13 protein-coding genes and 1 pseudogene are annotated in these 15,015 nt (G+C 62.7%); 3 read left to right on the top strand and 11 right to left on the bottom strand.

Annotated features, from left to right (window positions below; all coding sequences use genetic code 11):
* Positions 1-23 precede the first annotated feature (23 nt).
* Both phoU and NLY36_RS19815 read right to left on the bottom strand, forming a co-directional pair.
* On the bottom strand, positions 24-746 hold the full coding sequence (gene phoU, locus NLY36_RS19820; RefSeq protein WP_023736130.1) for a phosphate signaling complex protein PhoU: 723 nt from the start codon (positions 744-746) through the stop codon (positions 24-26).
* A gap of 115 nt (positions 747-861) precedes the next feature.
* Complete coding sequence (locus NLY36_RS19815; RefSeq protein ID WP_023696694.1) at positions 862-2,127, bottom strand: ATP-binding protein; 1,266 nt, start codon at positions 2,125-2,127, stop codon at positions 862-864.
* Between the two features lie 102 nt (positions 2,128-2,229).
* Here NLY36_RS19815 and ppk2 point away from each other — a divergent pair, with 102 nt between their 5' ends.
* Positions 2,230-3,135, top strand: a complete 906-nt coding sequence (gene ppk2, locus NLY36_RS19810; protein WP_023711408.1) for a polyphosphate kinase 2 — start codon at positions 2,230-2,232, stop codon at positions 3,133-3,135.
* 201 nt (positions 3,136-3,336) lie between these two features.
* Here the strand turns inward: ppk2 and NLY36_RS19805 are convergent, their stop codons facing one another.
* Entirely contained in the window at positions 3,337-3,975 is a 639-nt protein-coding gene (locus NLY36_RS19805) for an acyl-homoserine-lactone synthase (protein WP_023681954.1), read from the bottom strand.
* 275 nt (positions 3,976-4,250) lie between these two features.
* A complete protein-coding gene (locus tag NLY36_RS19800; protein WP_023696696.1) occupies positions 4,251-4,982 on the bottom strand; it encodes a helix-turn-helix transcriptional regulator in 732 nt (243 codons plus the stop codon).
* 296 nt (positions 4,983-5,278) lie between these two features.
* Here NLY36_RS19800 and NLY36_RS19795 point away from each other — a divergent pair, with 296 nt between their 5' ends.
* Positions 5,279-6,094 (top strand): ABC transporter substrate-binding protein, encoded by an 816-nt coding sequence (locus NLY36_RS19795; protein ID WP_050586840.1) that lies wholly within the window; start codon positions 5,279-5,281, stop codon positions 6,092-6,094.
* 59 nt (positions 6,095-6,153) lie between these two features.
* Here NLY36_RS19795 and NLY36_RS19790 read toward each other — a convergent pair whose 3' ends face one another.
* Positions 6,154-6,567 (bottom strand): tellurite resistance TerB family protein, encoded by a 414-nt coding sequence (locus tag NLY36_RS19790; protein ID WP_023696697.1) that lies wholly within the window; start codon positions 6,565-6,567, stop codon positions 6,154-6,156.
* Positions 6,568-6,723: 156 nt separating this feature from the next.
* Here NLY36_RS19790 and NLY36_RS19785 point away from each other — a divergent pair, with 156 nt between their 5' ends.
* A complete protein-coding gene (locus NLY36_RS19785; protein WP_023696698.1) occupies positions 6,724-8,373 on the top strand; it encodes a lysine--tRNA ligase in 1,650 nt (549 codons plus the stop codon).
* On the opposite strand, the gene NLY36_RS19780 is transcribed toward NLY36_RS19785, so the two are convergent.
* The 6 genes and pseudogenes from NLY36_RS19780 to NLY36_RS19755 form a co-directional block, all read right to left on the bottom strand.
* Positions 8,336-9,199: a thermonuclease family protein gene (locus NLY36_RS19780; protein WP_023696699.1), complete on the bottom strand. Its 864-nt coding sequence runs from the start codon at positions 9,197-9,199 to the stop codon at positions 8,336-8,338. The two genes, NLY36_RS19785 and NLY36_RS19780, sit on opposite strands and share 38 nt — an antisense overlap.
* Before the next feature lie 8 nt (positions 9,200-9,207).
* Entirely contained in the window at positions 9,208-9,858 is a 651-nt protein-coding gene (locus tag NLY36_RS19775; protein WP_023681959.1) for a S24 family peptidase, read from the bottom strand.
* Between the two features lie 307 nt (positions 9,859-10,165).
* Positions 10,166-10,323: pseudogene (locus NLY36_RS31750) on the bottom strand (thioesterase family protein); the annotation flags it as partial.
* A gap of 11 nt (positions 10,324-10,334) precedes the next feature.
* Positions 10,335-12,554, bottom strand: a complete 2,220-nt coding sequence (locus NLY36_RS19765) for a 3-hydroxyacyl-CoA dehydrogenase NAD-binding domain-containing protein (RefSeq protein ID WP_023696701.1) — start codon at positions 12,552-12,554, stop codon at positions 10,335-10,337.
* Positions 12,555-12,577: 23 nt separating this feature from the next.
* A complete protein-coding gene (locus NLY36_RS19760) occupies positions 12,578-13,786 on the bottom strand; it encodes an acetyl-CoA C-acetyltransferase (RefSeq protein WP_023669613.1) in 1,209 nt (402 codons plus the stop codon).
* Between the two features lie 31 nt (positions 13,787-13,817).
* Positions 13,818-14,987, bottom strand: coding sequence for an acyl-CoA dehydrogenase family protein (locus NLY36_RS19755; RefSeq protein ID WP_023696702.1), 1,170 nt, complete (start codon positions 14,985-14,987; stop codon positions 13,818-13,820).
* Positions 14,988-15,015: the final 28 nt, after the last annotated feature.

The following is a 15,015-nucleotide window of genomic DNA, read 5'->3' as shown; positions in this document are numbered from 1 at the left end:
TTAAGCGTTCGAGGGGCGCGCGATCACTTCACCGGCAGCGCCGGAAGGGCAATCTTGTCGGTCTTGTCGCCCTTTGGACGCTCGGCCGGCAACTGCTCGCCGGTGACGATGTAGTAGATCGTCTCGGCAATGTTGGTGGCGTGGTCGCCGATGCGCTCGATGTTCTTGGCGCAAAACAGCAGATGCGTGCACGGCGTGATGTTGCGCGGATCTTCCATCATGTAGGTCAAAAGCTCGCGAAACAGCGAGGTGTACATGGCGTCGATCTGGTCGTCGCGGTCGCGAACGAAGCCTATTTTCTCGACCGAGCGCGAGGCATAGACGTCGAGCACTTCCTTGAGCTGGGTCAAAGCGAGTTCGGCAAGCGCCTCGAGGCCGCGAAACAGGCTGGTCGGCTGGCGGCCGTCAATGACGCTGACCACACGCTTGGCGACGTTCTTGGCGAGGTCACCGACCCGTTCGAGGTCGGCCGAAATGCGGATGGTGCCGACGATCTCGCGCAGATCCGTCGCCATGGGCTGGCGCTTGGCGATGATGACGATGGCTTTGTCGTCGATTTCGCGCTGGCCATCGTCAAGCACGATGTCGTCACGAATGACCTTCTGGGCGAGGCCGGGATCGGCATTGACCAGCGCCTGGATCGCCTGCTCGACCATGCGCTCGGCATGGCCGCCCATCGCAGCGATGCGCTTCGCCAGGTATTTCAGCTCTTCGTCATAGGCGCTGACAATGTGTACGGACTGCATGGGCGAAATGCCTTCCTTAAATCTTTGGCCTTTTGAGTCGTTTCCTCGACCCCTGTGCTGATACGCTAGCCGGATGACAGAAAGAAGAAACAGGCAGTTAGCAGATAGTACCGCCTCAGCCTGCCGGCAAATGGACCGTGAACGCCGCGCCCTTGCCAACCTCCGACTTGATCGAAAGCCGGGCGTTGTGGCGCGTCAGAATATGCTTGACGATGGACAGGCCAAGACCGGTGCCTTTCTGCGTGCGGCTGCTCTCCACGTCGACGCGATAGAAGCGCTCGGTAATGCGCGGTATGTGCTCTTCCGGGATGCCCGGGCCGTAGTCCCTGATGGTTACATCGATGCCCGGTTCCGGGCCGGCCTCGCCCCGCGCGATCGACACCGTGACGCGTCCGCCAGGCTGGCCGTATTTGCAGGCGTTTTCCAAGAGATTCTCGAACACCTGGAACAGCTCGTCGCGGTCTCCGGGCACGTCGAGCGGCCCCTCGGCGTAGTCGCGTTCGATGACGACGCCGTTCTCGCTGGCGAGCGGGCCTAGTGAATCGATGACGCTGTCGATGGTCTGGCGCAGATCGACCTCGGTTCCCGGCCTCAGGTAAGGCTTCATTTCAAGCCTCGACAGCGACAGGAGATCGTCGATGAGGCGCGCCATGCGGCCGGTCTGGTTCTGCATGATCTGCAGGAACTGCTCGCGCGCCGCCGGATCGTTGCGGGCCGGGCCGCGCAACGTCTCGATGAAGCCCGAGATTGAAGCAAGCGGGGTGCGCAACTCGTGGCTGGCATTGGCTATGAAGTCAGCGCGCATGCGGTCGATGCGGCGCGTGTCACTCTGGTCCTTGAATACCAGCACATAGAGATCGGTGGCGTGGCCGACCGAGGACGCGCTGACCCGGTAGGCCCGTTCAACCGGCAGCTTCTCGGTGTAGTCGACGGCATCGGAGGCGACGGTTCCCGACAGCACGCCGTCGAGCAAGGCCTGCATTTCCGGCGCGCGGAATTTTAGCGACAGCGACAGGCCGGGCGCGATACCGACAAAGGCGGCAAAGGCGGCGGCATTGGCGTGGACGATGGTGGCGGTGCGGTCGAAGATGATCAGCGGATCGGCAACGGCAGCCGCAAGATATTCGCCGGAAAGCCGCTGCAGCCCGCTCGCCTCGATCGTGGCAATGGTCTCAGCAGACCGGCTGGCGCCTCCGGTTGGCAGAAGCGCGGCGGCCAGCAGCACCGTCAACGCAGCCAGGACGACATAGGCGGAGATACCGGCAAAACCATAAACGGCCATGATGGCGATCGCACCGGCGGCAAGCAGCCATCGGCTGTTCCACAGCCGGCCGGCGACGGCCTGCCCCGTGGTTGTCCGCTCTGCGCCGGTGTCAGCCATTCGTGCTTTCCGTGCTTCTGCGCCGGTCCCGCCGAAACTTCCGCTGGACCGGGTTTGAGGCCCCCCATAGCATGAGTCCGCAAGCTGGAAAGGTTCGTCTCGATGAAAAAAGCCAAGGAAAGTCCCGCCGCAGAGCCGGCAGAGGGGCCGCTGAAGATCAAGGTGGACGGCAAGGAGCGGGAGTTCGACATCGAAAACCCCGAGCTTCCCAGCTGGATCGAGGACCACAAACTGACCGCAGGCGACTACCCCTACGACAAGAAAATGAAGACCGAGGAGTATGACGAGACGCTGGAGCGGCTGCAGATCGAACTGGTCAAGGCGCAGGCCTGGCTGCAGGCGACCGGCAGCAGACTGATGTCGCTGTTCGAGGGGCGCGATGCCGCCGGCAAGGGCGGCACCATCTCGGTGCTGCGCCAGTATCTCAATCCTCGAACCGCGCGCAATGTGGCGCTGACCAAGCCGACCCCAACCGAAGTCGGGCAATGGTACTACCAGCGCTACGTCGCCCATTTCCCGACATCGGGCGAATTCGTCACCTTCGACCGGTCCTGGTACAACCGCGGCGGCGTCGAGCCGGTGATGGGCTTCTGCACACCGGAACAGCATGCAAAATTCCTCGACGAGACGCCGCATTTCGAGCGGATGATCTCCAACGACGGCATCTATTTCTTCAAATTCTGGCTCAACATCGGCCGCGAAACCCAGCTCGAACGGTTTCACGACCGCCGCTGGTCTCCGCTGAAGAACTGGAAGTTCTCGCCGATCGATATTGCCGGCATCACCAAATGGGACGACTACACCAAGGCGCGCGACCAGATGGTCGAGCGCACGCACAAGCAGTTCGCGCCCTGGATCATCGTGCGGGCCAATGACAAGCGACGCTCGCGGCTGGCCGTCATGCGGCGCATCCTGTTGTCACTGCCCTATGATGGGCGCGATCTCGACGCCATCGGCAAGGAAGACAAAAAGATCGTCGGCGAAGGGCCGTCGTTTCTCGAGAAGTAGAGACTGGCCTCGATAGGCAGAGGCTGAAATTACAGAGCCCACCCCCACACGGAGGTGGGCTCTGTGGCCATTGTCTAAAGCGCATCGCATTTGAACGGATTCACGCGACGCGCTTTAGGTCTTTGTTTCATGCATGTCGTTCTCTCAAAACCGGGGCCACTTTGAGCGACATGCATTAAAGCGCGTCGGGTGAAGACAGTCTCACGACGCCTGCCGCATGCCGAGCATGTGGGGGGTGCCCCTGGCCAACACCGGGGCGTGATGGTTGCGGCGCGAACGCACGACATCCAGCGTATGCTCGTTGAAGGTCAGCAGTGTGGCGACGACCTGCTGGTTGCCATAGGTGCGCTGGTACCCGAGCGGCGTCGCCAGGAAGTGCAACTGCAGCGTCCGCAGCACCCACACCGGCTCGACCTCGATAATGACCTGATCGACATTGCGAGCAAGGCCCCATTCGACGAAGCCGGCGATCAGTTCGGTGCCGACCGTAGACACGCCGCGCTTGCCATCGCGAAAGCCTGGCGCCACCGCGTAACGGGTTAGCTCCCAGACATTCGGTCCCGAAGGGCGCTTTCCCTCGCAGAGTTCCGGCATCACATCGCTAAGGAGATGCGGCCGTGTGGTCGGCAGCATCCGATGATAGCCTGCAAGCTCGCCATTGCGTATGACAAGGTGGTGTTCGGCCTCATCATGGTCGAATTGATCGATTTCGAGGCCGTCCGGGCGATCGAGATCGGTCCACCGCATCTCATCGACGAAGACCTTGTAACGCAGGCGATGGACGGCCTCCCATAGGTCGGGACGTTCCATCAGTTGTTGAGTGGTAAGGGAAAATAGCATTAGCCGTCTCCTGGGCTTAAGAGGAAGATACGGCCGGGCTTTCCCGAAAAAATTGCGCGAAGGTGTTGGCAAGGATTTCCAGGCTGCCACAGCCGACATGGCTAATATAGCTGCGTCTAAACGCCTCCGCGATGGCGTGCACCCTGTTGGCGACGCCGAGTCTGCTTTTGGCGTTAAGAAAGCATTAGCCGTCTCAAGAGGACGACAGGGGCCGGTCTTTTCTGAAGATATGACGCCAACAATGCGGCCATAAATTTCGGGCCGCCAGAACCGGCCTAGCTGATATAGCCGTGCCTGACTGCTTCGGCGACTGCCTGCACACGGTTGGCGGCGCCTAGTTTGCTCTTGGCGTTGAGAAGGTGTTTCTCAGAGGTATGCTCCGAGATGCCGAGGATCTGCGAAATCTCCCACTCGGATTTTCCGACCGCCGCCCATTGCAGGCATTCGCGCTCGCGCGGCGTCAATTCAATGTGATCGATAGATTTGCCGGCCGTCGTTTGAAGCTGCATGGCGCGGCCGATGGCATAGGTGGAGGCCAGCGAGACCATTGCGAATTCGGCTTCGGACAGTTCGACCGCCTCACCGCCCAGCGAGACCAGCGCGATCTGGCCTTCGAGCGTGATCAGCGGGAAGGCGAGGCCGTCACGCAGCTTGAACTGGCGGGCGTCGCGCATTACCTCGGCGCTGCTCTTGTCGGCGGGCATGCTTTGAACGGCATCGCGCCATTGGAATGGCGCCCGAAACTGCTTCAAATGGCTGACGACCGGATCGTGGTCGACGTAGTTGCGCGATAAGTAACGCTCCAGCCATTCGGTAGGCCAATCGCAGAGCAGCACATGGTCCTTCGTCTGGCTGCTTGGTGTACCGGGCTGCGGCACCGTTGCGGCTATCAGGGCCGTCAATCCGAAATTCGAGGTGACACTAAGTAGCTGCTCGCACACCGCAGCCGACGTGTCGGCACGCTGCACCCGGTCAATATATTCAAGTGTCCGGTCAAAATAACCCATCGCAACATCTACCCCATGTTGCCTACCGCTCTTGAGACCGATGCTACGTGCCTGCCCCGCACTTAGCCATCAACCCCGGATTGCAAAGCCACATCCTTAGCTTTTCTAACGCCAGCGACCGCCAACCCCGGGCCGACTCTGTGCGGCTATTTGCAACCTCGCCAAAGCATAACCCGAAATTTGCCCTTTGAAATCAAAAACAATTGTGCCTGCGCCGTTTTCGTATCACAAGCCAACGGCCAAGACGGGCGGAGTTTTTTGTGACATCACGCTGGATAACCATCGCCTTGCTGTCGATGCTGATCGGAGTGCAGCCGTTTGCCGGCGCTGTGCGGGCAGCGGAACCGCAGGTGCCGGTGCTTTGGGATGCCAAGGAGCGGCTGCCGAAGCCGGACCTTGCGGCGCTGCCGAGGCTCAGGTTCCTCACCACAACCGATTTCCCGCCCTTCAATTTTCTCGACGGCACGGGCCGACTGTCCGGCTTCCACATCGACCTGGCGCGGGCGATTTGCGCCGAACTCGACATCGCCGACAAATGCCAGATCCAGGCGCTGCCCTGGGCCGAACTCGACGACGCGTTGCAGAAGGGCGAAGGCGAGGCGATCATCGCCGGCATCGCCGCAACGCCGGAGACGCGGGCGAAGTACAGCTTTTCGCGCTCCTATCTACAGTTTCCGGCGCGCTTCATCATGCCGAAGACCAAGGCCTTCGCCGAGCCGATCCTCGACAAATTGCGCTCGAAGCGGGTCGGCGTGCTGGCCGGCTCGGCGCATGAAAAGATGCTGCGCGATTATTTCGGCACCGTGCAGATCATCCGCTTTCAACGGCCGGAAGACCTCTACAGCGACTTGAAGAGCGCCAAGATCGATGCCGCCTTCGGCGACGGCATGCGCTTTTCCTTCTGGCTGGGCGGCACGGACGCCGCCGGTTGCTGCCGCTTCGCCGGTGGACCCTACCTGGCGCCGGAATATCTGGGGTCCGGCATGACCATTGCCACCCGGGCCAGCGACCCAGCGCTGGCCGCAGCCATGGACTACGCGCTGCAGGAGATATCGGTGAAAGGCACCTTCGCCGAATTCTACCTGCGCTATTTCCCGGTCAGTTTCTTCTGATCCGGTTCCCGGTCAGCTTTTTCTGATCCGGTCCCGGTCAGCTTCCTTTAGGGGCTGGATCAGGTCAGCGTGCGCAGGCGGGCCTTCGCCCCGCGCGCGATGGCTGCGGCGGTCAGCGTGTCGAGATCGAGCTCACGCCGGATCAACTGCAGCACCCGCAATTCCTCCATGCGCATTTCTAGATCGACGGCGGCAACCTCGAAGGCCGCGGCATAGGCGGTGTCGTGCAGCCGTTCGGGCAAAGTCTCGGCGATACGCTCGAGCACGCCTTCCAACCCATCCTTTTCATGCAGCATCTTCTGGCAGTCCTGCGCAATGGCGATCAGCCTGTCCTGCTTGAAATCCTCGAACACCGGCCAGCTGCGGACGACGTCGCCGATGCGCGCCAGTTCGATATCGGTCATGTCGCGATCGGAAGCCGAGGTGATGACCATCAGGTAGATCAGGGCTTCATGGGTGGACGGCAACGGCATTCAAAACTCCTTGATAGTGAGGGTCGAAGGTAGGGACGCCACGGCGCCGTCGCAACGAAAACGCCTGATATCGTTGACGCTCCGCCCTGTCGCGCCTAGAGACCCGGTTGAAAAATCTTACCAGCCGCGAAAGCCGGCCATGACTGGAACTTTGACATGACGGGATCAAACATCGCCGATCTCAACCCCGAAATGCTTGCGGCAGCCGCCGAAAGCAAGGCCTGGCCGTTCGAGGAAGCCAAAAAGATCATCGAGCGCTACAAGGGCGGCGACTTCCCGGAGATCGTCCTGTTCGAGACCGGCTACGGCCCGTCGGGCCTGCCGCATATCGGCACGTTCGGCGAGGTCGCGCGCACCTCGATGGTGCGCCATGCCTTTCACGTGCTGACCGGGAACAAGGTCAAGACCAAGCTGCTCTGCTTCTCCGACGACATGGACGGCATGCGCAAGATCCCCGACAATGTGCCGGATCGCGCAGCCCTCGAGCCTTATCTTCATATGCCGCTTTCGTCGGTGCCCAACCCGTTCGGCGGCGACTATGCGAGCTTTGCCGACCACAACAACGCGATGCTGTGCCGCTTCCTCGACACGTTCGGCTTCGACTACGAATTCGCCAGCGCCACGCAGTACTACAAGGCCGGCCGCTTCGATGCGATGCTGGTGCGCGCCGCCGAGCGCTATGAGCAGATCATGGCGGTGATGCTGCCGACGCTGGGGCCGGAGCGGCAGGCAACCTACAGCCCGTTCCTGCCGATCTCGCCGAAGAGCGGGCGCGTGCTCTACGTGCCGATGAAGCATGTCGACGCCAAGGCCGGCAACATCACCTTCGACGATGAGGGCACTGAGACCACGCTTTCGGTGACCGGCGGGAAGGTCAAGCTGCAGTGGAAGCCGGATTTCGGCATGCGCTGGGCAGCGCTCGGCGTCGATTTCGAAATGTTCGGCAAGGACCACCAGACGAACGCGGTGATCTACGACCGCATCTGCAACATTCTCGGCGGGCGCGCGCCCGAGCATTTCGTCTACGAACTGTTCCTGGACGAGAACGGCCAGAAGATCTCGAAGTCGAAGGGCAACGGGCTGACCATCGACGAATGGCTGCGCTACGCGCCGACCGAAAGCCTCGGCCTCTATATGTATCAACGGCCAAGGCAGGCGAAAAAGCTCTATTTCGACGTCATCCCACGCGCCGTCGACGAGTACTACACCTTCCTCAACGCCTATCCGCGCCAGGACTGGAAGGAGCGGCTGGGCAATCCGGTCTGGCACATGCATGACGGCAAGCCGCCTTCCATCGACCTGCCGGTGCCGTTCTCGCTGCTGCTCAACCTGGTCAGCGCCTCCAACGCGCAAAACAAGGATGTGCTGTGGGGCTTCATCTCGCGCCATGCATCTGGCGTGACGCCGGCGACGCATCCCGAACTCGACCAGCTGGTCGGTTTCGCCATCCGCTACTTCGACGATTTCGTGAAGCCGACGAAGACCTTCCGGCCGGCCGACGATGTCGAACGCGTGGCGCTGGAAGCGCTTGGCAACGCGCTTGCTGGCCTGCCGGCCGGCGCCGACGGCGAAGCGATCCAGAACGCTTCGCTCAACGTGGCGCGCAAGATCGAACGCTATCAGGACCATTCGAAGAAGAGCCCGGACGGCGGCCCTGGTGTCTCGGGCGCTTTCTTCCAGATGATCTACCAGGTGCTGATCGGCCAGGAACGCGGACCGCGCTTCGGTTCGTTCGCAGCCCTCTACGGCATCGCCGAAACCCGCGCGCTCATTGAGCGGGCGCTGGCTGGTCAGCTGGCGGCGTAATTTCCGTCCCGGCCGGCGGCGTGTCCATCGCCGGGGCATCGAGGATCGGTTGCGACGCCGTCGGTGCCGCAACAGGCGTTGGCGCCGGTGGCAGGCCGCCAAGATCGGGCGCGGCGCCGAAGACGCCCTTCTTGGCGGCGCGCGCCTTGTCGCCCGCTTCGACATAGGGGCCGCCTGCCGTGGCGCGCGCCCAGCCGTTTTCGACCAGCCACTGGCCGAGATCCAGCTTGCCGATGCGGCATTCGGCGGCGATCAGCGCACGGTCGGCCTCCGGCGGCACCTTGCAGGCAACGGCCCGGCCGCGCAGGAAAGACCGGAACGCGGTGCGCGCCCTGATACCGCAAGCCCAGGACTTGCCGCCCTCGGTGCAGGTCTCGTCTTGCCTGACGATGTCGATGCCGGAGACCGTCACGGAATAACCATTGGCTTCGATCAGGCCGGCGGCGGCCGCGACCGGCTGGAACAGTTTTGTTCCTCCCCAGTCGTCGACCGCTCTGCGCCCACGCGGCTTGGGCGGTCCGGCCAGCGCCAGGTCGCTCAGCGGCTCGCGTGGCTCAACCCGTTCTACCGGCAGCGGCGGCGGTGCGATGGCCTCGGGATCGATCGCCCTCGAATGCACCTGAGGCGAGTGCATCGGAGGCTTGACGGGCTGGACCTCGGGGATCGCCGACGTCGCCGGCTCCTCGGGCACGGCCTCGGTGTCCGGGTCGATCTGGTCGACGGTGATGGCGGTGCTTTCGTGATGCAGCGCGCGACCGCCGGCGACGACAATGGCGACCATCACCGGGACCGCCAGGAGGGCTATGAGGATTTGAAGCAGACGCACCGCGAGACCTACTGGCTTGCCCAGACGATCCGCGCCACCCATTCGACATCGCGCATCGCGATGTCGCGGTCCGGGTGGTCGGGGTTGAGCGAAATCAGCACGATCGATTTCGTCGTCTGGCGGTCGAGCACCTTGGCCATGACTTCGCCGGCATTGGTCTTGACGACGACGCGGTCGCCCTTGCGGGTAGCGGCGCCCGGCTCGACGATCAGCACATCGCCGTTGCGGTACAGCGGCAGCATGGAATCGCCCTGCACCTTCAACGCATAGGAGGTTTCGGTCGCCCGTGCCGGAAGCTCGACAAGGTCCCAGCCCTGGCCTGAGGGATAGCCGGCATCATCGAAGAAGCCGCCGGCGCCGGCCTGGGCAAAGCCGAGCAGCGGCACCGCCGAACGCTGCGCGGCTACCGAGCCCGAAGCGGCCTTGGCACGGCCTTCGACCAGCCCGGTGAATTCGTCGAGCGAGGCGCCGGTCGCCTCGATGATCTTCGCCAGCGATTCGGTCGACGGCCAGCGCGGCCGTCCATCCGAGGACAGCCGCTTCGATTTGTTGAAAGCGGTGGAGTCCAGACCGGCTCGCCGGGCCAGGCCGGAGGCCGACAACGAATAGCGCTCGGCGAGAGCGTCGATGGCTGCCCAAACTCGGTCATGCGAGAGCAATTCGCTCTCCTCAAAACAGGAAAAAATACCTTTTCCTTCTAACGCGCGGTCATCCGATTGTCCACCGGCGCGCGGCCCGATCCCCTAAAAAGCGGTGTGCGGCGAAGTCGTCATGGATGCCTCAAACTGCCTTGGCAAGGCTGCGCAATCCCTGGTCGGAGCTCATGAAAACCCGCTCGGCCTCGGTCGGCGGTCGCGGTTGAACGGAGCGGGCAAGCGTACTGTTGGACGCGCCAAGGACGCTGTAGCATTTTGATTTGGCACATGACCCCGAAAATCGATTCCGATTTTCGGGGTCATGCGCGAGGTCGGCGAGCATCATGTAGCGGGCGTTGTTGAGATGGAGGTTGAAGTCGATCTCGGTCGGCAGGCAGCGAAAAGCCAGTCGGCTTTCGCTACCGACCGCGTAAGGCCACGGCGCCTTGCCGTGGCCATCATGCGCGCAAGGCGCCCCCAGACGTACATGGGGCGCTAGCTCAAGCGGCCTTCTGCACCTCGCCTTTCGCATAGGGATCGAAGCGCTGGTAGAAGGTCTCGCCCTTCTCGGCCAGGTCGAGCAGCAGCTTTGGCGCCTTGAACTCGGCGCCGTATTTCTTCTGCAGGCCTTTGGCTATTCTGACGAACTCCCTGGCGCCGATGCCGTCGATATAGGACAGCGCGCCGCCGGTGAATGGCGCGAAACCAAAGGCGAGGATCGACCCGAGATCGGCCTCGCGCGGATCGGTGACGATGCCTTCCTCCATCACCCGGGCCGCTTCCAGCGCAATGGTTACCAGCAGGCGCTGCTGCAGTTCCTCATAGTCGACCTTCTCGGCCTCCAGCTGCGGATAGAGATCCTTCAGGCCCCGCCACAGCTTCTTCTTGGCAGGCTTGGCGGGATAGTCGTAAAAACCCTTGCCGTTCTTGCGGCCGAAGCGGCCATGGGTGTCGACCAGCGTGTTGATCAACGCCATCTGCCTGGGGTCGACGGCCTTGTCGCCGAGGTCCCTGATGGTCTGCTTCATGATCTTCTGGGCAAGGTCGATCGCCGTCTCGTCGGTCAGCGCCAGCGGGCCGACCGGCATGCCGGCGGCCTTGGCGGCATTCTCGATCATCGGCGCCGGAACGCCTTCGATCAGCATCTTGTAGGCTTCCGACATGTAGCGCAGCACGCAGCGGTTGACGTAGAAGCCGCGCGTGTCGTTGACGACGATCGGCGTCTTCTTGATGGCGCGCACGAAATCGATCGCGGTGGCCAGCGCCTTGTCGCCGGTCTTCTTGCCCAAAATGATCTCGACCAGCATCATCTTGTCGACCGGCGAGAAGAAGTGGATGCCGACGAAATTCTTCGGCCGCGCCGAATTCTTGGCCAGCGCGGTGATCGGGATGGTCGAAGTGTTGGAGGCGAAGACCGCTGACGATTTCAGCACGGCTTCGGCCTGCTCGGTGGCAGCCTTCTTGACGGCCGAATCCTCGAACACCGCCTCGACCACCAGATCGCAGCCGGCGAGATCGGCATAGTCGGCCGTCGGCGTGATCAGCGACAGAAGTCTGTCCTTCTCCTCGGGCTTGGCGCGGCCCTTCTTGACCTGATCGGAGATCAGGCTGTCGGAATGCGCCTTGCCCTTTTCGGCCGACGCCATGTCGCGGTCGAGCAGGACGACCGGGATGCCGGCCTTGGCGGTGACAAAGGCGATGCCGGCACCCATGAAGCCGGCGCCGAGAATACCGATCTTCTTGAACTTGGTCTCCGGCACGCCGGCCGGGCGGCGGGCGCCCTTGTTGAGCTCCTGCAGCGACACGAACAGCGAGCGGATCATCGCTGCTGCTTCCTTCGACTGCATGATTTCGGTGAAATAGCGCTGTTCGATCCGCAGACCGGTGTCGAACGGCACCAGCAGGCCCTCATAGACGCATTTCAGGATGGCCGCGGCGGCCGGATAATTGCCGTAGGTCTCGCGGCGCAGGATGGCGATGGCCGGCGGCCACAGATTGAAGCCGGCCGGCGTATAGATTTGGCCGCCAGGCAGCTTGAAGCCCTTCTCGTCCCAGGGCTGGACGGCTTTCAGGCCGTTCCTGATCATCGCTTTGGCGGTCTCGATCAGCTTGCCGGGTTCGGCGATCTCGTGGATCAGCCCCATCGCCTTGGCTTTCTGCGGCGACAGCGTCTGGCCGGTGGTCAGCATCTGCAACGCCTGCTGCTGGTCGGTCAGGCGCGGCACGCGTTGGGTGCCACCGGCGCCGGGGAAGATGCCGACCTTGACTTCCGGCAAGGCCATCTTGACCTTTTCGGAGTCAGCGGCAACGCGGCCATGACAGGCCAGCGACAGCTCGAACGCGCCGCCCATGCAGGTACCGTTGATCGCCGAGACCCAAGGTTTGCCCGACGTTTCGAGCTTGCGCCACAAGCCACCCATGCGGCCGGCATTGTCGAACAGGAGCTGTGCCGCCTTCTCCGGGTCCTTGGTCTTCTCCTTGGCAAATACGGCCAGCATCTTCTGCAGCATGGTCAGGTCGGCGCCGCCCGAGAAGCTGTCCTTTCCCGAGGTGATCACCGCGCCCTTGATGGCGGCGTCGGCCACCACCTGGTCGATGATCTTGTCGAGCTCGTTCATCACCTCTTCGGTGAAGACGTTTATCGAGCGGTCCGGCATGTTCCAGGTGACCATCGCGATGCCGTCTGCGTCCGTGTCGACCGTGAAGTTTGTATAAGTCATGTCTCTCTCCTTCCGGCCGAAAATCAGACGCGTTCGATAATCGTTGCGGTGCCCATGCCGGCGCCGATGCAGAGCGTCACCAGAGCGGTGTTCAAATCGCGGCGCTCGAGCTCGTCCAGCACCGTGCCCAGGATCATCGCGCCGGTGGCACCGAGCGGATGGCCCATGGCGATGGCGCCGCCATTGACGTTGATCTTGTCGTGCGGGATTTCGAATGCCTGCATGTAGCGCAGCACCACCGAGGCGAAGGCCTCGTTAAGCTCGAACAGGTCGATATCCGACAGCTTCATCTTGGCGCGCTTCAGAAGCTTCTCGGTGACGTCGACCGGACCGGTAAGCATCAGCACCGGCTCGGAGCCGATGTTGGCAAAGGCGCGGATGCGGGCGCGTGGCTTCAGGCCCATCGTCTTGCCGGCCTTCTTCGAGCCGAGCAGTACGGCGGCCGCGCCATCGACGATGCCGGACGAGTTGCCGGCATGGTGGACGTGGTTGACCTCTTCCACCTCAGGGTGCTTCTGCACGGCGACCGCGTCGAAGCCGCCCATTTCACCAGGCATGACGAAGGACGGGTTGAGCGAAGCCAGCGACTGCATGTCGGTCGACGGCCGCATATGCTCGTCATGATCGAGGATGGTGAGGCCGTTCTGGTCCTTGATCGGTATGACGGAGTTCTTGAAACGGCCATCGGCCCAGGCCTTGCCCGCACGCTTCTGGCTCTCGACCGCATAGGCATCGACGTCGTCGCGCGAAAAACCGTATTTGGTGGCGATCAGGTCGGCCGAAATGCCTTGCGGCACGAACCAGCCGGGCAGGCCGACGGACGGGTCCATGAACCACGCGCCGCCCGAGGCGCCCATGCCGACGCGCGACATCGATTCCACGCCGCCTGCAATGACGATCTCGTCGGCGCCTTGAGCGATCTTGGCGGCGCCGAAATTGATGGCGTCGAGGCCTGAGGCGCAGAAGCGCGAGATCTGCATGCCCGGCGCCTTGTTATCGTAGCCGGCCTCGAAGGCGGCGGCACGCGGAATGACGGAGCCGGCTTCGCCGACCGGATCGACGCAGCCGAAGATGATGTCGTCGACGTTTGCAGTGTCGAGGCCGTTGCGGTCGCGCAACGCTTCAAGCGTCCTGGCCGCAAGCCGCACCGCCGGCACCTCGTGCAGCGAGCCATCCTTCTTGCCCTTGCCGCGCGGTGTGCGCACGGCGTCATAGACATAAGCTTCAGCCATTTGCTTGCTCCTTGCTTTGCCGACGTCGCTCTCAGAGAGAGCGGCCGATCAGCAATTTCATGATCTCGTTGGTGCCGCCGTAGATGCGCTGGACGCGGGCGTCGCGGAACATGCGGGCGATCGGATATTCATTCATGTAGCCATAGCCGCCATGCAATTGAAGGCATTCGTCGACGACTTTTCCCTGCAGGTCCGAGAGCCAGTATTTCGCCATCGACGCCGTCACCGGATCCAGCCCGCCATTGATGTGGCGGGTGACGCAATCATTGTAGAAGACGCGGCCGATGGTGGCCTCGGTCTTCAGTTCGGCGAGCTTGAACTGGGTGTTCTGGAACTCGATGATCGCTTTGCCGAAAGCCTTGCGATCCTTGACGTAGTCGATGGTCAGCGCCAGGGCGCGTTCGATCATGGCGATGGCGCCGGTGCCGATCTGCAGGCGCTCCTGCGGCAATTGCTGCATCAGCTGGATGAAGCCCTGTCCCTCTTCGTGGCCAAGCAGGTTCGAGGTCGGCACGCGCAGATCATTGAAGAACAGCTCCGACGTGTCGTTGGCTTTCAGGCCGATCTTGTCGAGGTTGCGGCCGCGTTCGAAGCCTTCGGCCTCGTCGGCCTCGACGACGATCAGCGAGGTGCCCTTGGCGCCTTTGGCCGGATCGGTCTTGGTGACGACGATGATGAAATTGGCCAGTTGGCCATTGGTGATGAAGGTTTTCGAACCGTTGATCTTGTACTGGTTGCCGTCCTTCTCGGCGCGCGTCTTGACGCCTTGCAGGTCGGAGCCGGCGCCCGGCTCGGTCATGGCGATGGCGCCGATCAGTTCGCCGGTTGCCAGCTTCGGCAGCCATTTCTTCTTCTGCTCCTCGGAGCCGTAATGAAGGATGTAAGGAGCAACGATCGCATTGTGCAGGCCGATGCCGAAACCGTCGACGCCGACATGGCCGATCGCCTCGATGATGGCGCTCTCATGCGCGAAGGTGCCGCCGGAGCCGCCATATTCCTCCGGCATAGAGGCGCAGAGCAGGCCGGCGGCACCCGCCTTGCGCCAGCTCTCGCGGTCGACCATCTCGTTCTTCTCGAACTCGTCGTAGCGCGGCGCGATCTCTTCCGACATGAAGCGGTGCGCCATGTCGTAGAGCATGCCGACCTCGTCCGCCGCCCAGGCGGGCTTCGGCAAGGAGAGCACTTCGGCTGGATTTGTCATGCCGTTTCTCCCGCGCCAACGTCCCCCT

The organism is Mesorhizobium sp. C399B (genome assembly GCF_030323185.1).
Lineage (GTDB): Bacteria > Pseudomonadota > Alphaproteobacteria > Rhizobiales > Rhizobiaceae > Mesorhizobium.
Note: the sequence above shows the minus strand (reverse complement) of the source record. Positions and strands in the feature narration are given on the sequence as shown.

Bases quoted from the DNA above. Each gene is read 5' to 3' on its own strand.
- phoU (WP_023736130.1), bottom strand. From the start codon at position 746: ATGCAGTCCGTACACATTGTCAGCGCCTATGACGAAGAGCTGAAATAC.
- NLY36_RS19815 (WP_023696694.1), bottom strand. From the start codon at position 2,127: ATGGCTGACACCGGCGCAGAGCGGACAACCACGGGGCAGGCCGTCGCC.
- ppk2 (WP_023711408.1), top strand. From the start codon at position 2,230: ATGAAAAAAGCCAAGGAAAGTCCCGCCGCAGAGCCGGCAGAGGGGCCG.
- NLY36_RS19805 (WP_023681954.1), bottom strand. From the start codon at position 3,975: ATGCTATTTTCCCTTACCACTCAACAACTGATGGAACGTCCCGACCTA.
- NLY36_RS19800 (WP_023696696.1), bottom strand. From the start codon at position 4,982: ATGGGTTATTTTGACCGGACACTTGAATATATTGACCGGGTGCAGCGT.
- NLY36_RS19795 (WP_050586840.1), top strand. From the start codon at position 5,279: ATGCTGATCGGAGTGCAGCCGTTTGCCGGCGCTGTGCGGGCAGCGGAA.
- NLY36_RS19790 (WP_023696697.1), bottom strand. From the start codon at position 6,567: ATGCCGTTGCCGTCCACCCATGAAGCCCTGATCTACCTGATGGTCATC.
- NLY36_RS19785 (WP_023696698.1), top strand. From the start codon at position 6,724: ATGACGGGATCAAACATCGCCGATCTCAACCCCGAAATGCTTGCGGCA.
- NLY36_RS19765 (WP_023696701.1), bottom strand. From the start codon at position 12,554: ATGACTTATACAAACTTCACGGTCGACACGGACGCAGACGGCATCGCG.
- NLY36_RS19760 (WP_023669613.1), bottom strand. From the start codon at position 13,786: ATGGCTGAAGCTTATGTCTATGACGCCGTGCGCACACCGCGCGGCAAG.
- NLY36_RS19755 (WP_023696702.1), bottom strand. From the start codon at position 14,987: ATGACAAATCCAGCCGAAGTGCTCTCCTTGCCGAAGCCCGCCTGGGCG.